The sequence below is a fragment of the Aeromonas sp. S5(2024) genome (assembly GCF_041403025.1).
Lineage (GTDB): Bacteria > Pseudomonadota > Gammaproteobacteria > Enterobacterales > Aeromonadaceae > Aeromonas > Aeromonas hydrophila.
Genome location: NZ_JBGLRI010000003.1, coordinates 456,334 through 474,399, shown reverse-complemented (window position 1 = coordinate 474,399; position 18,066 = coordinate 456,334). Strand labels below are relative to the sequence as shown.

The following is an 18,066-nucleotide window of genomic DNA, read 5'->3' as shown; positions in this document are numbered from 1 at the left end:
GGGTTGTTATTGTAATTTCTTCTTTTGAGAGGCTGTTCTCAAAAAACTATATTGATATATATGTTATAAGTGAGGGGCCATGAGGCCCCTTATTTATTTCAGAATAACCCGCTTGTGAGTCACAGAATCACGCTACCTTGCTGCCGCCGCCCAGGGTGCGGGCCAGCAGCCCTTCCGGGTTGTGGATAGCCTCCCGGGTCTTGACGTCGATGACCTCGATATGGGCGAAGCGCTCCTTGTTCTTGATGGCCACGTCGTGGGCCAGGATGACGCAGCGGGCGTTGGCCACGTCCTTGGCGCTGATGCGGTTGATGATGCCGTTGGCGCCCTGGGTTTCCACTTTCAGCTTGATGCCGGCCTTGGCGGCCGCTTTTTGCAGGCTCTTGGCGGCTAGGAAGGTGTGGGCCACGCCGGAGGGGCAGGCGGTGATGGCCAGTACTTCGGCTTCCCCTTCCGCCTCGATGATCTGGTACTCCTCCTGGCGCTCGTTGCTCTCTTCGGTGTCGCTGACCGGCTTTTTCAGCAGGTTGACGATAAGGGCCGTGGTGAGGGCGCCGAGCAGGGTGCCGAGGATATAGCCCATCTTGCCCTCCACCACCGGCAGCACGATCCAGCCGCCCCAGGGGGCGTGGTTGATGCTGTGCATCATGAAGCCGGTGATGTTGCCGACGATGCCGCCTGCGACGATGGCCGGGATGACGCGCACCGGGTCGGCGGCGGCAAATGGAATGGCCCCCTCGCTGATGCCGATCATGCCCATGATGGCGGCTGCCTTGCCCGCTTCACGCTCCTCTTTTTTGTAACGCTTGGGCGAGAGCAGGGTGGCCAGCGCCATGCCGAGCGGCGGCACGCAGATGGCGATGCCGACCCCGCCCATCAGCCAGGGCTGGGTGTTGACCTGGGTCTGGGCGAACAGGGTGGCCACCTTGTTGATGGGGCCGCCCATGTCAAAGGCGGTCATGCCACCCAGGATGGCCCCCAGCATCACCTTGCCTGAGCCCGCCATGCCGGAGAGCCAGTGGTTCATCCCCTCCATCATGGCGGCGATGGGGGCGCCGATGACCCACATGACAATGCCGCACACCAGGAAGGTGCCGATGAGCGGATAGATGAAGATGGAGCCGAGCGAACTCATGGAGTCCGGTAGTTTTATGCGTTTGAGCTGGTTGACGATGAGGCCGGCGATAAAGCCCACCAGGATGGCACCGAGAAAACCGGTGTGAAACTGCTGTACTGCAATCCAGGAGCCGATCATGCCGGGGGCCAGGCCCGGTTTGTCCGCCATGGAGTAGGCGATGTAGCCGCCCAGCACGGCAGTAAACAGGGTGAGCCCGGCAATCCCCATGTCGGCCATGTCCTTGAGCACGCCCGCCTCGGGCACGGCGCCCTTGCCGCTGATCATGACCGACAGCGACAGCAAGACGCCCCCGGCCACGATGAAGGGGATCATGTGGGAGGTGCCGAACAGCAGGTGCTGCTTGAGGGTGTTGAGCTGGGCCTTGATGCCGCGCTCCTGCGGCTCTGCCGGCTGGGCGGGTTGTGCCCGGGCGGGGGCGACAGGGGCAGCGGACGGCCCTGGTGCGGCCAGCAAGGCGAGTACCTCGGCACGGCTGGTGGCCGCCTGCATGCTGGCGATGAAACCGGGTTCCAGCAGCTTGGTGGAGAGCTCGGCCAGCACCTCGATATGGTGGTTGGCGCCGCCCGCCGGGGAGGCAATCATGAAGAACAGCTTGGAGGGTTCGCCATCTTCGGCGCCGTAGTCGATGCCCTGGCGGCTGATGCCGACCACGATGGCCGGCTCTCGCACCGCCTCGCTCTTGGCGTGGGGCAGGGCGACCCCCTGCTCGAAGCCGGTGTTGTCCAGCTCCTCTCGCGCCCAGAGGTCGCGGACAAACTGCTCCTCACTGGCTATCTTGCCGCTGGCCTTGAGCCTGGCGGCCAGTTCGACAAACAGCGCCTGCTTGTCGTGGGCCGCAAGTTCGAGGCAGATCAATCCTTCATCTATCAGGGTGGTGAGCATGGTTCTCTCCTGGCTGGTGCCGTTCGAATGGAAGTGGTCCTGTTGAAAACGGTGGTGCAACGGGTTGACCTGCCTATTGTTTCTCCCAAGTGCCTCGGCCGAAATCGGACATATGTGCCCTTTACTGGATTTTTGTGTTGATGGCGCCTGCCTGTGACCCTGCTCGCATTTTGTCCTACCTGAGAGGGTGATCCTGTTTGTATAGAAATGTATTTTAAAACAGATAGTTATTTTTAATCTGAGTACGACTGATGACCAATAAGTGGTGAGCCTGAATGCTGTCGGCAGGCGGCGGGATGGAGATTTGTGCGCTCGAGCTGGCGGAAAAATTGTGAGCCGGTCGGCAAAAGCGGTGGCCTGGCCGTAGGGGATGCTCATGGTGGTGGGGTGGCAGAAAACGCAAGAAGGGGGGATGAAAAATCAATGCATAATTGGCTGATTGAAAAGGGTGTGCGGATTTGTAGTGGTGTGCGCTTAACTATTTGATAATTAATATTTTGTATTTTCTTGGTCGGAGCGGAGAGAGGCGGTTTTGACCTCCTTTTGATGGCCTACTGAGAGACATTTAATCATTTTTTAGATTGCTTTTTGCATATCCAATCGTTTATTTAGTTGGACAGTTTTGGCAAACCGGAAGTCAAACCTGATGAACCGACAGGCCAACGCCCTTGATGCGGAGTGTGCCGTCAACCCGTTTTACTTGTCATGTTCACCCAGATGTAAGGAGACATCCCGATGGAAAAACTGGTCCAAGAGATCGACACCATGCGCGAAGAGTTCAAGCAACAGGAGCGCAAACAGGCCCACGACAAATGGCAGGCCAGGGTCGAAGAGCTGCAGCAGATCCGCGCTGAAGAGCCTCAGCCGGAGGCCGTGGAGGAGTGACCCCGTGGCCAGCCCGGCGCTGATGCGCACGCGGCCCGGCAGAATGCAAAACCCCCGCCAGCACGGCGGGGGTTTTTTATTGCGGTTCGATGGCGTTGTGGCTCTGCCATTGGCGCAGGCGCTGCTTGAGCGAGCCGTCGCCGGGAGGGATGAAGTCATCCATCAGGTAGCAGCGATTGTCGCCGCTCTTTTGAAAGTGGAGGCTGACCGTCTGCGGCTCTTTCTGGTTGTCGGAAAGGGCAAACAGATACTGCATCCTGACCGTTACCCCTTGCTCTTGCTGGTTGGCCAGGGTGAAGCTGACGGGTTCGCTCACCTCGCCATCCTGGGCGTTGATCCAGGGATCGGCATCGATGGCACACACCTCGCCGTCGGCGTTGCAGGCGGCCTCGCTGCTCAGCACGGCGAAGAAGTCGGGGGTGAGCAGTGCCTTGAGCGGCGCCGGGTCGGCGTAATAGAAATCCTTGTGCTCGTTCCAGAACGCCTTGGCCAGCCTGAGCGCTACCCCCTTGTCACAGGCGGCATGCACCGGGCTGCCCAGCAGCGCCAGCAATAAAACGGATAGTCCGCAGTAGCCTTTCATGATGTTCTTCCTGAAGGGGTGCCGGGTGACCGTGGTGGCTCCGGCGAGGGTCAAGGCGCAGTGATAGCCAGACGGGCATGATAGCCAACCCGGCAGAGGACGACAGCAGGATCTGATGAATTTATGCCGCACATCAAGAAATTTGTCGGCAAAGGGGAGGGGCGCGGTGATTGAGACCGCCAAAAAACAAGGGCCATCCTGGATGGCCCTTGTGGTCATGAGTCGATTTGAATCGGCTTAGCAGCGGTTGCCGGCGCGGGCGACCCGGCCCTCGGCCAGCAGCTGGTAGCGGCCGGTGGCGGCCGGGATAAAGGCTGACTGCCCCTTCTCGAGGCGCAGAGTGTCATCACCACGCTTGAGGATCACGGCCTCGTCGATGGCAAACAGGATCTCGGCGCTGGCGGTGGTGAGCTGGTGCTCGCCCGCCGGGTAGACGCTGAAGGTGAAGTCCGGCACTGGCACCTCGAAGTGCTGCACCGCCCCTTCCACGCGGGGGGCCAGCAGGATCTGGTGGTCCGGCTTGGGTAAGCTGCGGGTGCAGGCCAACAGCTCGGTCACGTCTATGTACTTGGGGGTGAGCCCGGCGCGCAGCACGTTGTCGGAGTTGGCCATGATCTCGAGGCCAGTGCCGCGCACATAGGCGTGCGGGGTGCAGGCGTCCAGATACATCGCCTGGCCGGGCTGCAGGGTCACCACGTTGAGCAAGAGCGGCGAGAACAGCCCCACATCCCCCGGGTACTGGGCGGCCAGGCTGGTGATGAGAGCGAAGGTCTCTTCATCCTGATGCTCACCTGCGTAGGCCAGCAAGCCCGCCAGTGCCTCCTCCTTGCGCGCCCCTTCCAGCACCAGCAGCTGGTGGAAGAAGTGTTGCAGACCCGCTTCGTTCTGGCTGGCGGCGAGGGCGGCGACCAGCTCGGCAAGGGCGGGCAGCTTGACCCGCTCGAACAGTGCCAGGATGGCCGGGATGGCGCGAAAGCCGTTCATCGCCTGATAGGGGGTGAGGGCAAACACCAGCTCGGGCTTGTGGTTGGGATCCTTGTAGTTGCGATTGGCGGCCTTGGGCGAGATGCCGGCGGCCTCTTCCTTGGCAAAGCCCGCTTCGGCCTGCGCCTTGCTCGGGTGCACCTGAATGGAGAGGGCCTTCTCGGCGCACAGCACCTTGAACAGGAACGGCAGGCTGCCGAAACGGGTCTGGGTGGCCTCGCCCAGCACGGCGGCGGGGGCGCTCTCTATCAGGGTCGAGAGCTTTTGCGCCTGCCCGGCCAGCACTACCTCGGAGCAGCCATTGGGGTGGGCACCCATCCACAGTTCGGCCTGGGGCTTGCCCGCCGGATTGGGGATGCCGAACAGGGTGGTGAGGGCGTCATGGCTGCCCCAGTCGTAGCCTTGAATCGGATTTTGCATTGACAAAAAAGAGGGCAGATCGCGACTGCTCATAAGGGATGCCTCATTTGGTGTGCAGAAAATCGGGTGCAGAAAAGGGTGGCATTGCTGCCGTGGACCGGACTATAACATGGGCGGTCGCGGGCACCGCAACCGCTTGCCTCTCTCTTGATCAGGATCAGCATGTCTCTTGTCTTCAGCCAGTTGCTCGATGGCGCCCTCCACGAGCAGGCCCCCTTCGACCAGATCTGGTTTGCCCAGGATCAGGGGGTGCCGCCCGGTTTCAGCTATCAGGTCAACTTTCCCCGCCTCGAGCTGGTGTTCAGCGGCGAGTATCGCAACCAGATCTGGGACAGGGAGCAGGGCTGCCAGGAGATCTGCATCGCCCCGGGGCAGGCGCTCTACATCCCCCCCAACGGCTGGAACAAGCCGCTCTGGACCACCGACTGCTCGGTGCTGAGCCTGCTGTTCGGCAAGCGCCAGCTGGGTTTCAGTCTGGTGAGCAAGCGGCGGGAAGACCACGATTTCTTTGACGTGCAAAAGCACAGCATCATGGCCCGGGCCGGCCATGTGAACGAACACATACTGGCGGCGCTCAACGTGCTGACCGAGGATCCCGCTCGCTCCCCCACCGACAATCACCTGCTGCAGGCGCTGCTCACCAGCGTGCGCCAGCTGCTGGCGGAGTCCACCTTCGAGCGGCCGCGGGGGGCCGAGCTGTTTCACGGGATCTGCATCTATATCCAGGAGAACTTTCACCGCCCCATCAGCCGGGATTCGATCGCCCATCGCTTCAACGTCTCGGCCAGCCACCTGTCGCACCTGTTTCGCGAGCAGGGGCACATGCGCCTGGCCGATTACATCAGCTGGGTGCGCATCGATCGGGCCAAGTTCATGCTCAAGAAATACCGCTTTCGCCTCGAAGAGGTGGCCAGCCGCTGTGGTTACAGCGATGTGAACTATTTTTGCCGGGTGTTCAAGCAGAAGACCGGGCTGACCCCCTCCCAGTACCGGGCACTCAGCCAGCCGCAGGGGCAGGCCGAGGGGCTGGCGGGATAAGCAGGGATGCTGCTGGAGCCTGTCCGAGTCAGGTGCCGGCGGGCCTGCTTCGGATCCGGAGCAGGCAGAAGGGACGCATTGTGATCCAGTGCGCGACTATGGTCTGACATGCGTGCTCGCCATTTGATTCTGCAAATGGATGGGCTTAAGATGGCCGCGCGCAACTTACAGATTGATAACAAACGGAAGTTAGGAGATGCCGATGGAAAGCAAAGTAGTTATCCCGACCCAGGGCCAGAAAATCACAGTCGATGCCAACGGCAAGCTGCAGGTTCCCAACCATCCGATCATTCCGTTTATCGAAGGGGATGGCATCGGTGTGGACGTGACCCCGGCCATGTTGAATGTGGTGAATGCCGCGGTCGAGAAAGCCTACAAAGGCGAGCGCAAGATCGCCTGGATGGAGATCTACACCGGCGAGAAGTCGACTCATGTCTATGGCGAAGGTGCCTGGCTGCCGGCCGAAACCCTGGATTTCATTCGTGAATACTGCGTGGCCATCAAGGGCCCGCTGACCACCCCGGTCGGCGGCGGTATTCGCTCCCTCAACGTGGCCCTGCGCCAGGAGCTGGATCTCTACATCTGCCTGCGTCCGGTCCGTTACTACGAAGGCACCCCGAGCCCGGTCAAGCGTCCTGATCTGACCGACATGGTGATCTTCCGCGAGAACGCCGAAGACATCTACGCCGGCATCGAGTGGAAAGCCGACAGCGACGAAGCCAAGAAGGTGATCGCCTTCCTGCAAAACGAGATGGGCGTGAAGAAAATTCGCTTCCCCGAGACCTGCGGCATCGGCATCAAGCCGATGTCCAAGGCCGGTACCGAGCGTCTGGTGCGTGCCGCCATCGAGTATGCCATCGACAACGATCGTGACTCCGTGACCCTGGTGCACAAGGGCAACATCATGAAGTTCACCGAAGGTGCCTTCAAGGATTGGGGCTACGCCCTGGCCCAGAAAGAGTACGATGCCCAGCTCATCGACGGCGGCCCCTGGTGCTCCTTCAAGAACCCGAAAACCGGCAAGACCATCGTGGTCAAGGACGTCATCGCCGACGCCTTCCTGCAACAGATCCTGCTGCGCCCGGCCGAGTATGACGTCATCGCCTGCATGAACTTGAACGGCGACTACATCTCCGACGCGCTGGCGGCCCAGGTGGGCGGCATCGGCATCGCACCGGGTGCCAACATCGGTGACGGCGTGGCCCTGTTCGAAGCAACCCACGGTACCGCGCCGAAATACGCAGGTCAGGACAAGGTCAACCCGGGCTCCCTCATCCTCTCTGCCGAGATGATGTTGCGCCATATGGGCTGGACCGAAGCGGCCGACCTCATCATCAAGGGGATGGAAGCGGCGATCCGCAACAAGACCGTCACCTATGACTTCGAGCGTCTGATGGAAGGCGCTACCCTGCGCTCCTGCTCCCAGTTCGCCCAGGACATGGTCGACCAGATGTAATCCGGGTCACTGAAATGCAAAACCGGCGCCATGAGCGCCGGTTTTTTTATGGGTGATGGGCGGGTGCCGAGGGGGGGGCACCCAATGGGTCAGGTGGTCTTTTCCACGTGCTGCTGGTAGATCTGCTGCCATTTGCTGAACTCGGCCTCGTCTCCCTGGGCCTGCCAGAACTCGCAGATGGAGCTGGCGAGTTCGGATGCCATGGCGTGATCCCCATCGCGGCGACTCATCAGATATTGTCCCAGCCAGCTTTGATATTGTTTCATTGCCCGATCTCCTTATCTCGTGTGTCTTGCTGACCGCCGCCAGGCTTTGTGCCGGACGGGGCCATCAGGCCACGGTTTTTCTGCATGCCCGTGATGGTTGTGATCGACGGATTGGGTCGCGATCTCGCCGGATCAGGGCGCCAACGTGGGTGCAGATGTCAAAAAACGGCCACTATCGTATCACAAAATAACCAGCTTGGGGGGATTGTCGGCAATTCAGGGTGTCCAGCTGTCTGGCCGTCTGGCTTGCAAGGGGGCGAGCAGCGGCGCCATCTTGCTGATCCCACACGAGAAAAACCCGCCAGTCTGGCGGGTTTTATGGCTGAAAAAAAGATCAGCGGCGGGCGCTGGCCAGGTACTTTTCCATCTCCTCGGCGGGCACCATGCCGCCGCCGGTGGCCCATACCAGGTGGGTGGCCCGAGCCATTTTGGCGGCATCCAGCCCCTGACCGGCCTGCCACTCAAGCTTGGCCGCGACGCGCCACGGACCTGCCATGCCGGCCAGCGCAGAAGGTTCCAGCTTGATCTGCTCAGCGCGGGCCAAGAGTCCCAGCAGGTCATACATCTCCTGATCGCTCAGGGTGTAGAAACCTGCCAGCAGCCGCTCCATGGCGCGGCCGACAAAGCCAGAGGCGCGCCCCACCGCGAGGCCGTCGGCCGCGGTGAGGTTGTCGATGCCAAGGTCTTGCACCGCAATGGCATCGTGCAAGCCGGTGTGCACCCCGAGCAGCATGCAGGGGGAGTGGGTTGGCTCGGCAAACAGGCAATGAACGTTGTCACCGAACGCGAGCTTGAGGCCAAAGGCCACCCCGCCGGGGCCGCCACCGACGCCGCAAGGCAGGTAGACAAACAGCGGATGGTCGGCGTCCACCACAATCCCCATGTCATCAAACTGCTTTTTCACCCGCTCACCGGCCACCGCGTAGCCGAGGAACAGGGTGCGGGAGTTCTCGTCATCGATGAAGAAACAGTTGGGGTCGCGTTCGGCCTCCTTGCGCCCCTGCTCCACCGCGACCCCGTAATCCTCTGCGTATTCCACCACGATGGCGCCATGTTCGCGCAACTTGCGCTTCTTCCACTCCCGCGCATCAGCCGACATGTGGACGGTGACGCGAAAGCCGAGGCGGGCGCTCATGATGCCGATGGACATGCCGAGGTTGCCGGTGGAGCCCACCGCGATGCTGTACTGGCTGAAGAAGTGGCGGAACTCGTCCGTGAACAGCTTGCGATAATCGTCCTCTTCGCAGAGCAGACCGGCCTTGATGGCCAGTTGCTCGGCGTGGGCCAGCACCTCGTAGATGCCGCCGCGCGCCTTGATGGAGCCGGAGATGGGCAGATGGCTGTCTTTTTTGAGCAGCAGCCGGCCGCTCACCTCGACCCCGTAACGGGCATTCAGGGTGCGCTGCATGGTCGGGATGGCGGCGATGTCGGATTCGAGAATGCCCTTGCTGGCGCGGGTCTCGGGGAAGGCTTCGTACAGGTAGGGGGCGAAGCGGGCCAGGCGGGCGGAGGCATCCGCCACATCGCGGCCATCCAGCCCTACGTGGGGCAGACCTTCCTTTAGGGTGGTGGCCTTAGGGTTGAACCAGCTGACCGGTTCCAGCGCGATCAGGGATTGCAGCAGTGGAAACTGCTGGGTGAGTTGTGATACGTCGATGTTTTTCATGGTGTTCTCGGTCTTGTCATGGAATTCGGGCGCGCCGGCCAGTCATGGCCGATGCCGTCTCAAGGCTGCGATAGCTGCGGCGCGCCCCGGCATGGGAATAAGCTTGGCGTTATTCAATGCCAATGAGGTGGTCGTGACAAATGATGAAATGAACGTCTTGGATGAGCTGGATTGATGCAAGGGCGCCCCATTCATCACAATGTTGGCCTGAGAGCGACATTGGGTGGTATGAGCTGATGCAAGTGGGCACTTTTTCGGTATCATCGGCGCACGTGTTGAAGAGGGGCAATAGGGGCGTCATGTACCAGCAGGATCATCAGGTGGCGAGAAGCCGCATCGCGGGAAACAAGCTGCTCAACGGCTATCAGCTGGCCAGGCTGCACACCTTCGAAGCGGCAGCCAGACACGGCTCCTTTGCGCTGGCGGCCGACGAGCTGGCGCTCAGCCCGAGCGCGGTGAGCCACCGGATAAGCGCGCTGGAGGAGGATCTCGGCTTCAAGCTGTTCCAGCGCTTTCACCGCAAGGTGGCGCTGACGGCAGACGGGCTGCGGGTGTTCTGGGCGCTCAAGTCATCGCTGGAGTTCATCAACCAGGAGATCCTAGAGATCCGCCATCAGGAGCTGTCGGGCACTCTGACCGTCTACTCGCGCCCCTCCATCGCCCAGTGCTGGCTGGTGCCTCGGCTAGCAGATTTTTCCCGCCTGCATCCCCAGATCGAGCTCAACATCATGACCGGCAACGAGAACATCAATCTGCATGGTTACGGCATCGATCTCACCCTCTATTTCGATGACCAGACGCCTGCGCGGCTCGCCATCCACCCGCTGATGGACGAGTACATGGTGCCGGTGTGCAGCCCGGAGTATGCCGAACAGCACGGGCTGCTCGGCAACCCGGCCAACCTGGCGCACTGCCGCCTGCTGCACGATCGGCAAGCCTGGGGCCATGACTCCGACGGCGACGAGTGGTCCAGCTGGGCCGAGCAGTCCGGCGTGTCGCTTTCGGCATGTAGGGCCAGCATGGGGTTTGATCGCTCCGATCTCGCCATCATCGCCGCCATGAACCACGCCGGGATCGCCATGGGACGGCAGAACCTGGTGAGCAAGCGGCTGGCACAGAACGAGCTGGTGGCCCCCTTCCCGGACATGGCGGTGCGCTGCGCCCAGCGTTACTACATCGCCACCCTGCCCAATTGCCAGAACCCCAAGGCGCAAGCTTTTATCGACTGGGCCTGCCAGCAGGCGGGGGACTGAGTCAGCCCTTGCGCAAACAGGCTAGCGAGGCTGTGCCAGGGCACGTTCCACATAGAGATAGCCAATCCCCATCACCTGCTGGGCGCGGCTGAGCTGGCCAAAACGGATGTGGGTGGCGTTGACGGCGTCGCTGCAGTCGAACGGGTTGGCACCGGTCTGGTGGATGATGGTCTGCAGCCACTCCTCGCCAAAACCGCAGCTACGGCCATAGAGCCAGATACGGTTGATGTTGAGGATGTTGAGGAAGTTGTAGAGGCTCAGGCCAATGGCGCGGGCACCCTCATCCACCATGGCCCGGATCATGGGATCCCCCTGCTGGTAGCGTGCCAGCAGCTGGGCGGTGCCGACACGCCCCTCCGCCAGCGCAGCGGGATCTGCCCCCTGCTGCTTGAGAAAGACCCGGGCCCGCTTCTTGATGGCCGAGAGGGAGGCGACTGTCTCCAGGCAGCCGTAACGGCCGCAGGCACAGGCGCTGCCATCCGGGTTGATGATGGTGTGGCCGATCTGGCCGCTGCCAAACAGGGCTCCCCGGTAGATCTGGCCGTTGATGATGAAGGCCGAACCGATGCCGTAGTCGACGTTGATGACGCAAAAATCGCCGACGTTTTCCGCCCCCTGCCACTTCTGGGCCAGCGCCAGCATGATGCAGTCGTTGTCCACCATCACCTCGCAGCCGAGGTGCTCCTCCAGCAGATACTTGAGCTCGACCGGCGCGTGCCAGGGGGCCTGGGGCATGGTCTGTGATACCCCGCTGGCCGGGTTGACCTGACCGTGTACCGCAATGGCCAGCCGGATCGCCAGTCCCTTGTGGCGGCGCTTGTGCTGGTAGTAGCAGGCCTCGATCAGGCGCAGCAGCTCGTCCGGGGTTTGCGGCGCAATTTTCTGACCGGCGTAGTCATCGAGCGGGGTGATCAGGTTGTCCACCAGAATGCTCTCTAGGCTGGTGGGGCTGATATTGAGGCAGAGGATTGCCCCCTGACCGCTGGCGATGCGGTAGCTGCCGCCATTGATGCCGCGCTGGGAGAGGTTCTGGTCGCTGTGGCTGATGGCGCCCTCGGCCACCAGCTCGTCGAGGATCTTGCTGACCGCCGGAATGGATAGCTCGCAATGGCGTGCCAGGGTGGACTTGCTCGCCTCCTTGAGCTGGTAGAGCAGGGCCAGCAGCACCTGCTTGTTGTGGTGGCGTACCTTCTGGTTGTTTAACCCTGTGCTCATCACTTCACTAAACTCCGCTTACTGTATTGCGTGATATTTAGGCAATTAATGGTGGTTTAACCATTCTAATCTGGTCTCACTGAAATTTTTACTAACAAGTATTAAGTGAGGCGAGATTGATGAGAGCTGATGTCAAGGTCTGGGTCGAGACCATCACCCTGCCGACCTACGAGGTGGGCGCCGAAGATCCCAACCCCATGTTTCTCGAGAAGCGGGTCTATCAGGGCTCCTCGGGGGCCGTCTATCCCTATGGGGTGATCGATACCCTCACCGGCCAGAAGCAGATGAAGCCCTATCGGGCGGTCTGGCTGGAGAACGACTTCATCAAGGTGATGCTGTTGCCGGAGCTGGGCGGTCGCATCCACCGTGCCTATGACAAGGTGATGCAGCGGGATTTCGTCTATTACAACGAGGTGATCAAGCCCGCGCTGGTGGGGCTGGTGGGGCCCTGGATCTCCGGCGGCATCGAGTTCAACTGGCCGCAGCACCACAGACCCACCACCTTCATGCCGGTGGATTTCACCATCGCGGAGCAGGAGGGTGGCGCCAAGACAGTCTGGCTGGGTGAGGTGGAGCCGATGCGCGGTCTGCAGGTGATGGCGGGCTTCACCCTTTACCCCGACAAGGCGCTTATCGAGATCACCGGCAAGGTGTTCAACGGCAACGACACGCCGCGCCATTTCCTCTGGTGGTCCAACCCGGCAGTGAAAGGGGGCGATGCCCACCAGAGCGTCTTCCCGCCCGATGTCACCGCCGTCTACGACCACGGCAAGCGCGCCGTCAGCGCCTTCCCTATCGCTCGCGGCACCTACTACAAGGTGGACTACTCCGCCGGGGTCGATATCTCCCGCTACCGCAACATTCCGGTGCCCACCTCCTACATGGCGGACAAGTCTGACTACGACTTCGTTGGTGCCTACTGTCATGACGAGCAGGGCGGCCTGTTGCACGTGGCGGATCACCACGTCTCGCCGGGCAAAAAGCAGTGGAGCTGGGGCAACTGTGACTTTGGTCTGGCCTGGGATCGCAACCTGACCGACGACAACGGCCCCTACATCGAGCTGATGACCGGGGTCTATACCGACAACCAGCCCGACTTCACCTGGCTGGATGCCGGTGAAGAGAAAGTGTTCGTGCAGAACTTCCTGCCCTACAACACCCTGGGCACCCTGCAAAACGCCAACACCCGCGCCGCCATCAAGCTGGAACGCAGCGATGACGGCCTCGTCTGCGGGGTCTATGCAGTAGCGCCACTTCTCGGGGGCAGCTTCGAGGTAAGCGACGAGGGGGGCGTGCTGTTTACGCAACCTCTGGATCTGCAGCCGGGTCAGGCCTGGCTGGAGCTGTTCGCCATTACCGGCGAGGGGCGTTTGCAGGCCCGTCTGCTGGATGAGCAGGGTCAGTGCGTGCTGAGCTATCTGGAGCATCAGCCCGCAGGCGAGGCTATGCCGGATCCGGCCACCGCACCAGAGCCCGCCGTCAACCTCGACTCGGTCGACGAGCTCTACTTCATCGGCCAGCATCTGGAGCAGTATCTGCACGCCAGCCGCTCGCCCTTTGATTACTACCTGCGGGGGCTGGAGCTGGATGGCGGCGACTATCGCTGCAATCTGGCACTGGCGACCCTGGAGTACAACCGTGCCAATTACGAGCAGGCGCTGCTTTATGCCAATCAGGCGCTAACCCGTGCCCATCGCCTCAACAAGAACCCCCAGTGTGGCAAGGCGAGCTTGCTGCGCGGCCATATCGAGGAGCGACTCGGCCAGTTCGATGCCGCCTTCGATGACTTTTACAAGGCGACCTGGAGCGGCAACTGTCGCGATGGCGGCTTCCTCGGGCTGGCCCGTATCGCCATGGTGAGCCGCGATGCCTTGCAGGCGCTGCAATTTGTCGAGCGCAGTCTCGCCGTCAACGGCACCCACTACGGCGCCATCGCTCTCAAGGGATTAGCCCTGCTGGAGTCTGGTGAGCCGGAGGCAGCCATCTCCTATATCGACGAGCAGCGAGTCCGCTATCCGCTCCACTATCAGCTGGCTTTCCTGCGCTGGCTGGCGAGCGAGCAGACCTCCGATCGCGACGCGCTGGTCCGTCTTTGCAACGGGCGTGGCACCAACCTCTGCTTCCTCGTCAGCGAACTGCTGAGCTGGGGGCGCCCCGAACTGGCCAGCAAGCTGCTGGCAGCCCTGCCGATGGAGGAGACCCTGCCGCTGCTGTTCGAGGCGAGCTTGCTGGCAGCGGGGCCGGAGCAGGAGGGGCTGCTGCAACGGGCCGAACAGGCGTTTGGCCGCAAGGTGCGCTTCCCCAACACCTTGGGCGAGGTGGCCATACTGGCGCAGCTTTCCCACAGCTGGTTTGCCAGCTATCTGCTGGGCTGCTTTCACTACAGCAAGCGCAACTACGGGCAGGCGATTGCCCTGTGGCAGCGGGTGTGCGAGCAGGCTCCGGACTTTGCCCCGGTCTGGCGCAACCTCGGTATCCACCACTTCAACAAGGCGGGTGATATGGCGGCGGCCGAGCAGTGCCTCCGTCGGGCCTTTTCCCTCAAGCCGGACGATGCCCGCCTGTTGTTTGAACTGGATCAGTTGCACAAACGCTGCGCCATGGCACCCGCAGAGCGGCTGGCCCTGCTGGAGGCGCACCGTGCGGTCGCTCTCAAGCGCGATGATCTGACCGCCGAACTGCTCAGTCTCTATCACATCACCGGTCAGCTGGATGCTGCGGCCGAGATCTTGCGGCTGCGCGAATTCCACCCCTGGGAGGGGGGCGAGGGCAAAGTGACCGGTCAGTACCTCATCAACCAGCAGCGCCGGGCGTTGGTGTTGATGACTCAGGGACGCCACGAGCAGGCTATTCCGTTGCTGCAACAGGCGCTGCACTACCCCCTCAATCTGGGAGAGGGGCGCCTTGTGGGACAAACCGACAACGACATCCACTACCTGCTGGCGCTCTGCCATCTGGCCTGTGACAACCAGAGTCTGGCGGCTCAGTGCCTGCAACAGGCCTGCCTCGGCCAAGGATCGCTCGGGGCCAGCCGCTACTACAACGATCAGCCGGTGGATTACCTCTTCTATCAGGGCCTGGCACTGGCGCGTCTTGGTCGGGTTACGGAGGCGCTGCGTCTGTTTGAAGGGATGGTCGGCTGGGCCGAGCAGGCAATGGATGAGTCGGTCGAGGAGGACTTTTTCGCCGTCTCGCTGCCGGATCTCATCGTGCTGGATGACGACCTGCAGCACAAACACTGTCAGCACTGCCTGCTGGTCCGGGCTCTCGGCCAGTTGGGGTTGGAGCAGCGCGAAGCGTGTGCCCAGACCCTGCGCGAGCTGCTCACCCTCAACCCGGCTCACGACAAGGGGCAGCTGTTTGCCCTGATCTGCCGCGAGCTGTCACTCAATCCATCACAGCCATAACAACAACGGGCGCCCCGCCACGGTACGGGGCGCCACTGCACCCTACAATCGACAAGATAATAAGGATGAGTCATGGAACACACTCAACATCGCTCGGATACGCACCGGCTCAACATGAGCTACGTCTGGATGATCTGCCTGGTGGCCGCCTGCGGTGGCCTGCTGTTTGGTTACGACTGGGTGGTCATCGGCGGGGCCAAGCCCTTCTATGAGGCCTATTTCTCCATCACCGATCCGGCCCAGTCCGGCTGGGCCATGAGCTCGGCGCTGGTGGGCTGCGTGCTGGGGGCCGCCATCTCCGGCTGGTCGGCGGATCGCTTCGGCCGCAAGAAGCCACTGATCCTGGCCGCCATCCTGTTTACCATCTCGGCATGGGGTACGGCAGCTGCCAGCAACTTCGATCTGTTCGTTATCTATCGCATCGTGGGGGGGATCGGCATCGGTCTGGCTTCTGCGCTCTCACCCATGTACATCGCCGAGATAAGCCCAGCCGACAAGCGGGGCAAGTTCGTTGCCATCAACCAGCTCACCATTGTCATCGGTGTGCTGGCGGCTCAGCTGGTCAACCTGATGATCGCCGATCCGGTCGCGAGCAACGCCACTCAGGCCGATATTCTGGCCACCTGGAACGGCCAGTCCGGCTGGCGCTGGATGTTCGGGGCCGAACTGGTACCTGCGCTGGCGTTTCTGGTACTGATGTTCTTCGTGCCGGAGTCACCGCGCTGGCTGGCCAAAGATGGCCAGTATGAGCTGGCGGCCCGCATGCTCGGCAAGATTGGCGGGGATGCCTATGCCAAGCAGACGCTGGCCGAGATCCGCCAGACTCTGGTGGGGGAGTCGGTGCACAAGGTATCGCTGGCGGAGCTGGGCAAGCCCTCGGTGCGCCCCATCCTCATCATCGGCATGGTGCTGGCGGTATTCCAGCAGTGGTGTGGCATCAACGTCATCTTCAACTACGCGCAGGAGATCTTTGCCTCCGCCGGGTTTGACATCAACAGCACCCTCAAATCCATTGTCGCCACCGGCCTTATCAACCTGCTGTTTACCCTGATTGCACTGCCCATGGTGGACAAGCTCGGCCGCCGCAAGCTGATGCTGATTGGCTCGGCTGGTCTCACCATCATCTACGGCATGATGGCGGCGGCCTATGCCACAGGCGTATTGGGGCTGCCGGTGTTGCTGCTGGTATTGGCGGCCATCGCCATCTATGCCCTGACGCTGGCGCCGGTCACCTGGGTGCTGCTCTCCGAGATTTTCCCCAACCGGGTGCGTGGGCTTGCGATGTCGGCCGGAACCCTGGCGCTCTGGATCGCCTGCTTCGTGCTGACCTACACCTTCCCGCTGCTCAACGCCGGGCTGGGGGCCGCAGGCAGCTTCCTGCTCTACGGCATCATCTGTTTCGCCGGGCTTATCTTCATCTACCGCAAGGTGCCCGAGACCAAGGGGGTAACGCTGGAGGCGCTGGAAGCCCAACTGGCTCAGGGTAAGGTCGAACTGACGCCGACCAAGGCGAGCGCCTCGGCATGACGGTATACACATTGAGCAACCCGCATCTTCGGATGCGGGTTTCAACCCAAGGGGCCTGTGTGCTGGGGCTGGAGGATGAGCATGGGCGCCCGCTGCTGCGCGGCACCAATCCCGATGCATCTTGCAACCCCGGTGCATCTTGTCATCCCGGCGAAAGCGCCCTCTTTCCCATGGTGCCGCTGGCCAACCGGGTGGCAGGCAACCGTGTTGAGTTGTGGGGGGAGGCGCATGGCTTGCCAGAAAGCCCGGTTGATCCCGACTTCTTTCTGCATGGCGATGGCTGGTTGCAGCCATGGCAGCGGGTGGCGGGCTCTGCCAGTTCGGTGACGCTACAGCTCACCAGCCAATGCGGCCTTTTTCACTATCTGGCCGAGATTGACTATCGGCTGCAGGGTGTGAGTCTGTTGGCACGCATCAGTTTGACCCATCTGGGGGAGGAGCCCTGTCTCTACGGCGCGGGTTTTCACCCCTTCTTCTGGCGCGACGAGCAGACCAAGATTCGCTTTTTGGCGAGCGGCGTCTGGCAGGAGGGGCTGGAGCATCTGCCGACCGATTGGTCGAGCCGGTTAGCGCCCCACCTCGACTTTCGCCAGTGGCAGCGCCCGCAAGGGTGGCTCAACCACTGTTACGGTGGCTGGCGTGGTACGGCCGAGCTGGTGCACCCCACCCGCCGGCAACGGTTGAAGGTGGTCAGCGACGCTTCTTTCCTGATGCTCTATCAGCCGGATGACGCGAGCGGTTTTGTTTGTCTTGAGCCCCAGAGCCACGCCGCCAATGCCCACCACATGGCCGGTCACCCTGGCCTGCGTCTGCTGCAGCGCGGTGACACCATGAGCATTGCCATGACCATCACCCTGATGCCAGCGTTGATAGATGGTTGTCAGGCGTAACGGGATTGGCGGCGAGATTGTGCGGATTGGGTGTTTGCTGAAAACAGAGGAATAAAAAAGGGCCACCTCTTGCGAGGTGGCCCTTTCCAAACGTTTGGTGGAGCTGGGGGGATTTGAACCCCCGTCCAAAATTACTACATCCTTGGCACTACATGCTTAGTCACTCTTTACATTCGCCAACCCGCTGCGGAGAGACACGCCACGAATTGACTAGCTCGATTGGTTTTAATGCTTCCGCCCCGAGCAGGACTTCCACACGATCCTGTGAAGGATGACCTTCCGATTCCCTAGGACACAGGCAAGCTAGGGTAGAAGGGCTCAGCGCAGGTTATTAAGCTGCGAGTGCGTAGTTTTCGTCGTTTGCGACTATTTTTTTGCGGTTTATTAACGAGGCCTACCGCACCTCGGCATGCACCTTGGGTTTCGTGAATCTTGTCGAATCCAGAATCAGCCCCA

Annotated in this window: 14 protein-coding genes and 1 other RNA gene; 8 read left to right on the top strand and 7 right to left on the bottom strand. The window is 61.6% G+C overall.

Annotation, left to right across the window (positions count from 1 at the left end; all coding sequences use genetic code 11):
* Positions 1-127: 127 nt before the first annotated feature.
* On the bottom strand, positions 128-2,020 hold the full coding sequence (locus ACB032_RS08750) for a PTS fructose transporter subunit EIIC (protein WP_371137771.1): 1,893 nt from the start codon (positions 2,018-2,020) through the stop codon (positions 128-130).
* Between the two features lie 735 nt (positions 2,021-2,755).
* On the opposite strand from ACB032_RS08750, the gene ACB032_RS08745 reads away from it, so the two are divergent.
* Positions 2,756-2,905, top strand: coding sequence for a hypothetical protein (locus ACB032_RS08745; RefSeq protein WP_011705333.1), 150 nt, complete (start codon positions 2,756-2,758; stop codon positions 2,903-2,905).
* Positions 2,906-2,981: 76 nt separating this feature from the next.
* Here the strand turns inward: ACB032_RS08745 and ACB032_RS08740 are convergent, their stop codons facing one another.
* Together ACB032_RS08740 and manA are read right to left on the bottom strand one after the other, a co-directional pair.
* Positions 2,982-3,488 carry a hypothetical protein gene (locus tag ACB032_RS08740; RefSeq protein WP_043124221.1) on the bottom strand — a complete coding sequence of 169 codons (507 nt, stop codon included), beginning with the start codon at positions 3,486-3,488 and terminating at the stop codon, positions 2,982-2,984.
* A 237-nt stretch (positions 3,489-3,725) separates the two neighbouring features.
* Positions 3,726-4,925 carry a mannose-6-phosphate isomerase, class I gene (gene manA, locus ACB032_RS08735; RefSeq protein ID WP_371137770.1) on the bottom strand — a complete coding sequence of 400 codons (1,200 nt, stop codon included), beginning with the start codon at positions 4,923-4,925 and terminating at the stop codon, positions 3,726-3,728.
* Positions 4,926-5,054: 129 nt separating this feature from the next.
* Here manA and ACB032_RS08730 point away from each other — a divergent pair, with 129 nt between their 5' ends.
* Both ACB032_RS08730 and icd read left to right on the top strand, forming a co-directional pair.
* A complete protein-coding gene (locus ACB032_RS08730; RefSeq protein ID WP_371137769.1) occupies positions 5,055-5,930 on the top strand; it encodes a helix-turn-helix transcriptional regulator in 876 nt (291 codons plus the stop codon).
* A 202-nt stretch (positions 5,931-6,132) separates the two neighbouring features.
* Positions 6,133-7,386 carry an NADP-dependent isocitrate dehydrogenase gene (gene icd, locus ACB032_RS08725; RefSeq protein ID WP_011705337.1) on the top strand — a complete coding sequence of 418 codons (1,254 nt, stop codon included), beginning with the start codon at positions 6,133-6,135 and terminating at the stop codon, positions 7,384-7,386.
* 89 nt (positions 7,387-7,475) lie between these two features.
* On the opposite strand, the gene ACB032_RS08720 is transcribed toward icd, so the two are convergent.
* Both ACB032_RS08720 and ACB032_RS08715 read right to left on the bottom strand, forming a co-directional pair.
* Complete coding sequence (locus tag ACB032_RS08720; RefSeq protein WP_011705338.1) at positions 7,476-7,652, bottom strand: hypothetical protein; 177 nt, start codon at positions 7,650-7,652, stop codon at positions 7,476-7,478.
* 334 nt (positions 7,653-7,986) lie between these two features.
* The gene (locus ACB032_RS08715; protein WP_371137768.1) at positions 7,987-9,318 is read right to left on the bottom strand and encodes a D-serine ammonia-lyase; all 1,332 of its coding nucleotides are present in this window, start codon (positions 9,316-9,318) and stop codon (positions 7,987-7,989) included.
* On the opposite strand from ACB032_RS08715, the gene ACB032_RS08710 reads away from it, so the two are divergent.
* Together ACB032_RS08710 and dsdC are read left to right on the top strand one after the other, a co-directional pair.
* Positions 9,308-9,493, top strand: coding sequence for a hypothetical protein (locus tag ACB032_RS08710; protein WP_371137767.1), 186 nt, complete (start codon positions 9,308-9,310; stop codon positions 9,491-9,493). The genes ACB032_RS08715 and ACB032_RS08710 overlap by 11 nt on opposite strands.
* 124 nt (positions 9,494-9,617) lie before the next feature.
* Entirely contained in the window at positions 9,618-10,571 is a 954-nt protein-coding gene (gene dsdC / locus ACB032_RS08705) for a DNA-binding transcriptional regulator DsdC (RefSeq protein ID WP_371137766.1), read from the top strand.
* 21 nt (positions 10,572-10,592) lie between these two features.
* Here dsdC and ACB032_RS08700 read toward each other — a convergent pair whose 3' ends face one another.
* Entirely contained in the window at positions 10,593-11,786 is a 1,194-nt protein-coding gene (locus ACB032_RS08700) for an ROK family protein (RefSeq protein WP_371137765.1), read from the bottom strand.
* 119 nt (positions 11,787-11,905) lie between these two features.
* Here ACB032_RS08700 and ACB032_RS08695 point away from each other — a divergent pair, with 119 nt between their 5' ends.
* From ACB032_RS08695 to ACB032_RS08685, 3 genes are all read left to right on the top strand, one after another.
* Positions 11,906-15,193, top strand: coding sequence for a DUF5107 domain-containing protein (locus tag ACB032_RS08695; protein ID WP_371137764.1), 3,288 nt, complete (start codon positions 11,906-11,908; stop codon positions 15,191-15,193).
* A gap of 72 nt (positions 15,194-15,265) precedes the next feature.
* Positions 15,266-16,720, top strand: coding sequence for a sugar porter family MFS transporter (locus ACB032_RS08690; RefSeq protein WP_371137763.1), 1,455 nt, complete (start codon positions 15,266-15,268; stop codon positions 16,718-16,720).
* Entirely contained in the window at positions 16,717-17,610 is an 894-nt protein-coding gene (locus tag ACB032_RS08685; RefSeq protein WP_371137762.1) for an aldose 1-epimerase, read from the top strand. Before ACB032_RS08690 ends, ACB032_RS08685 begins: the two co-directional genes overlap by 4 nt.
* 95 nt (positions 17,611-17,705) lie before the next feature.
* On the opposite strand, the gene ssrA is transcribed toward ACB032_RS08685, so the two are convergent.
* Positions 17,706-18,065, bottom strand: a transfer-messenger RNA (tmRNA) gene (ssrA, locus tag ACB032_RS08680).
* Position 18,066 lies beyond the last annotated feature (1 nt).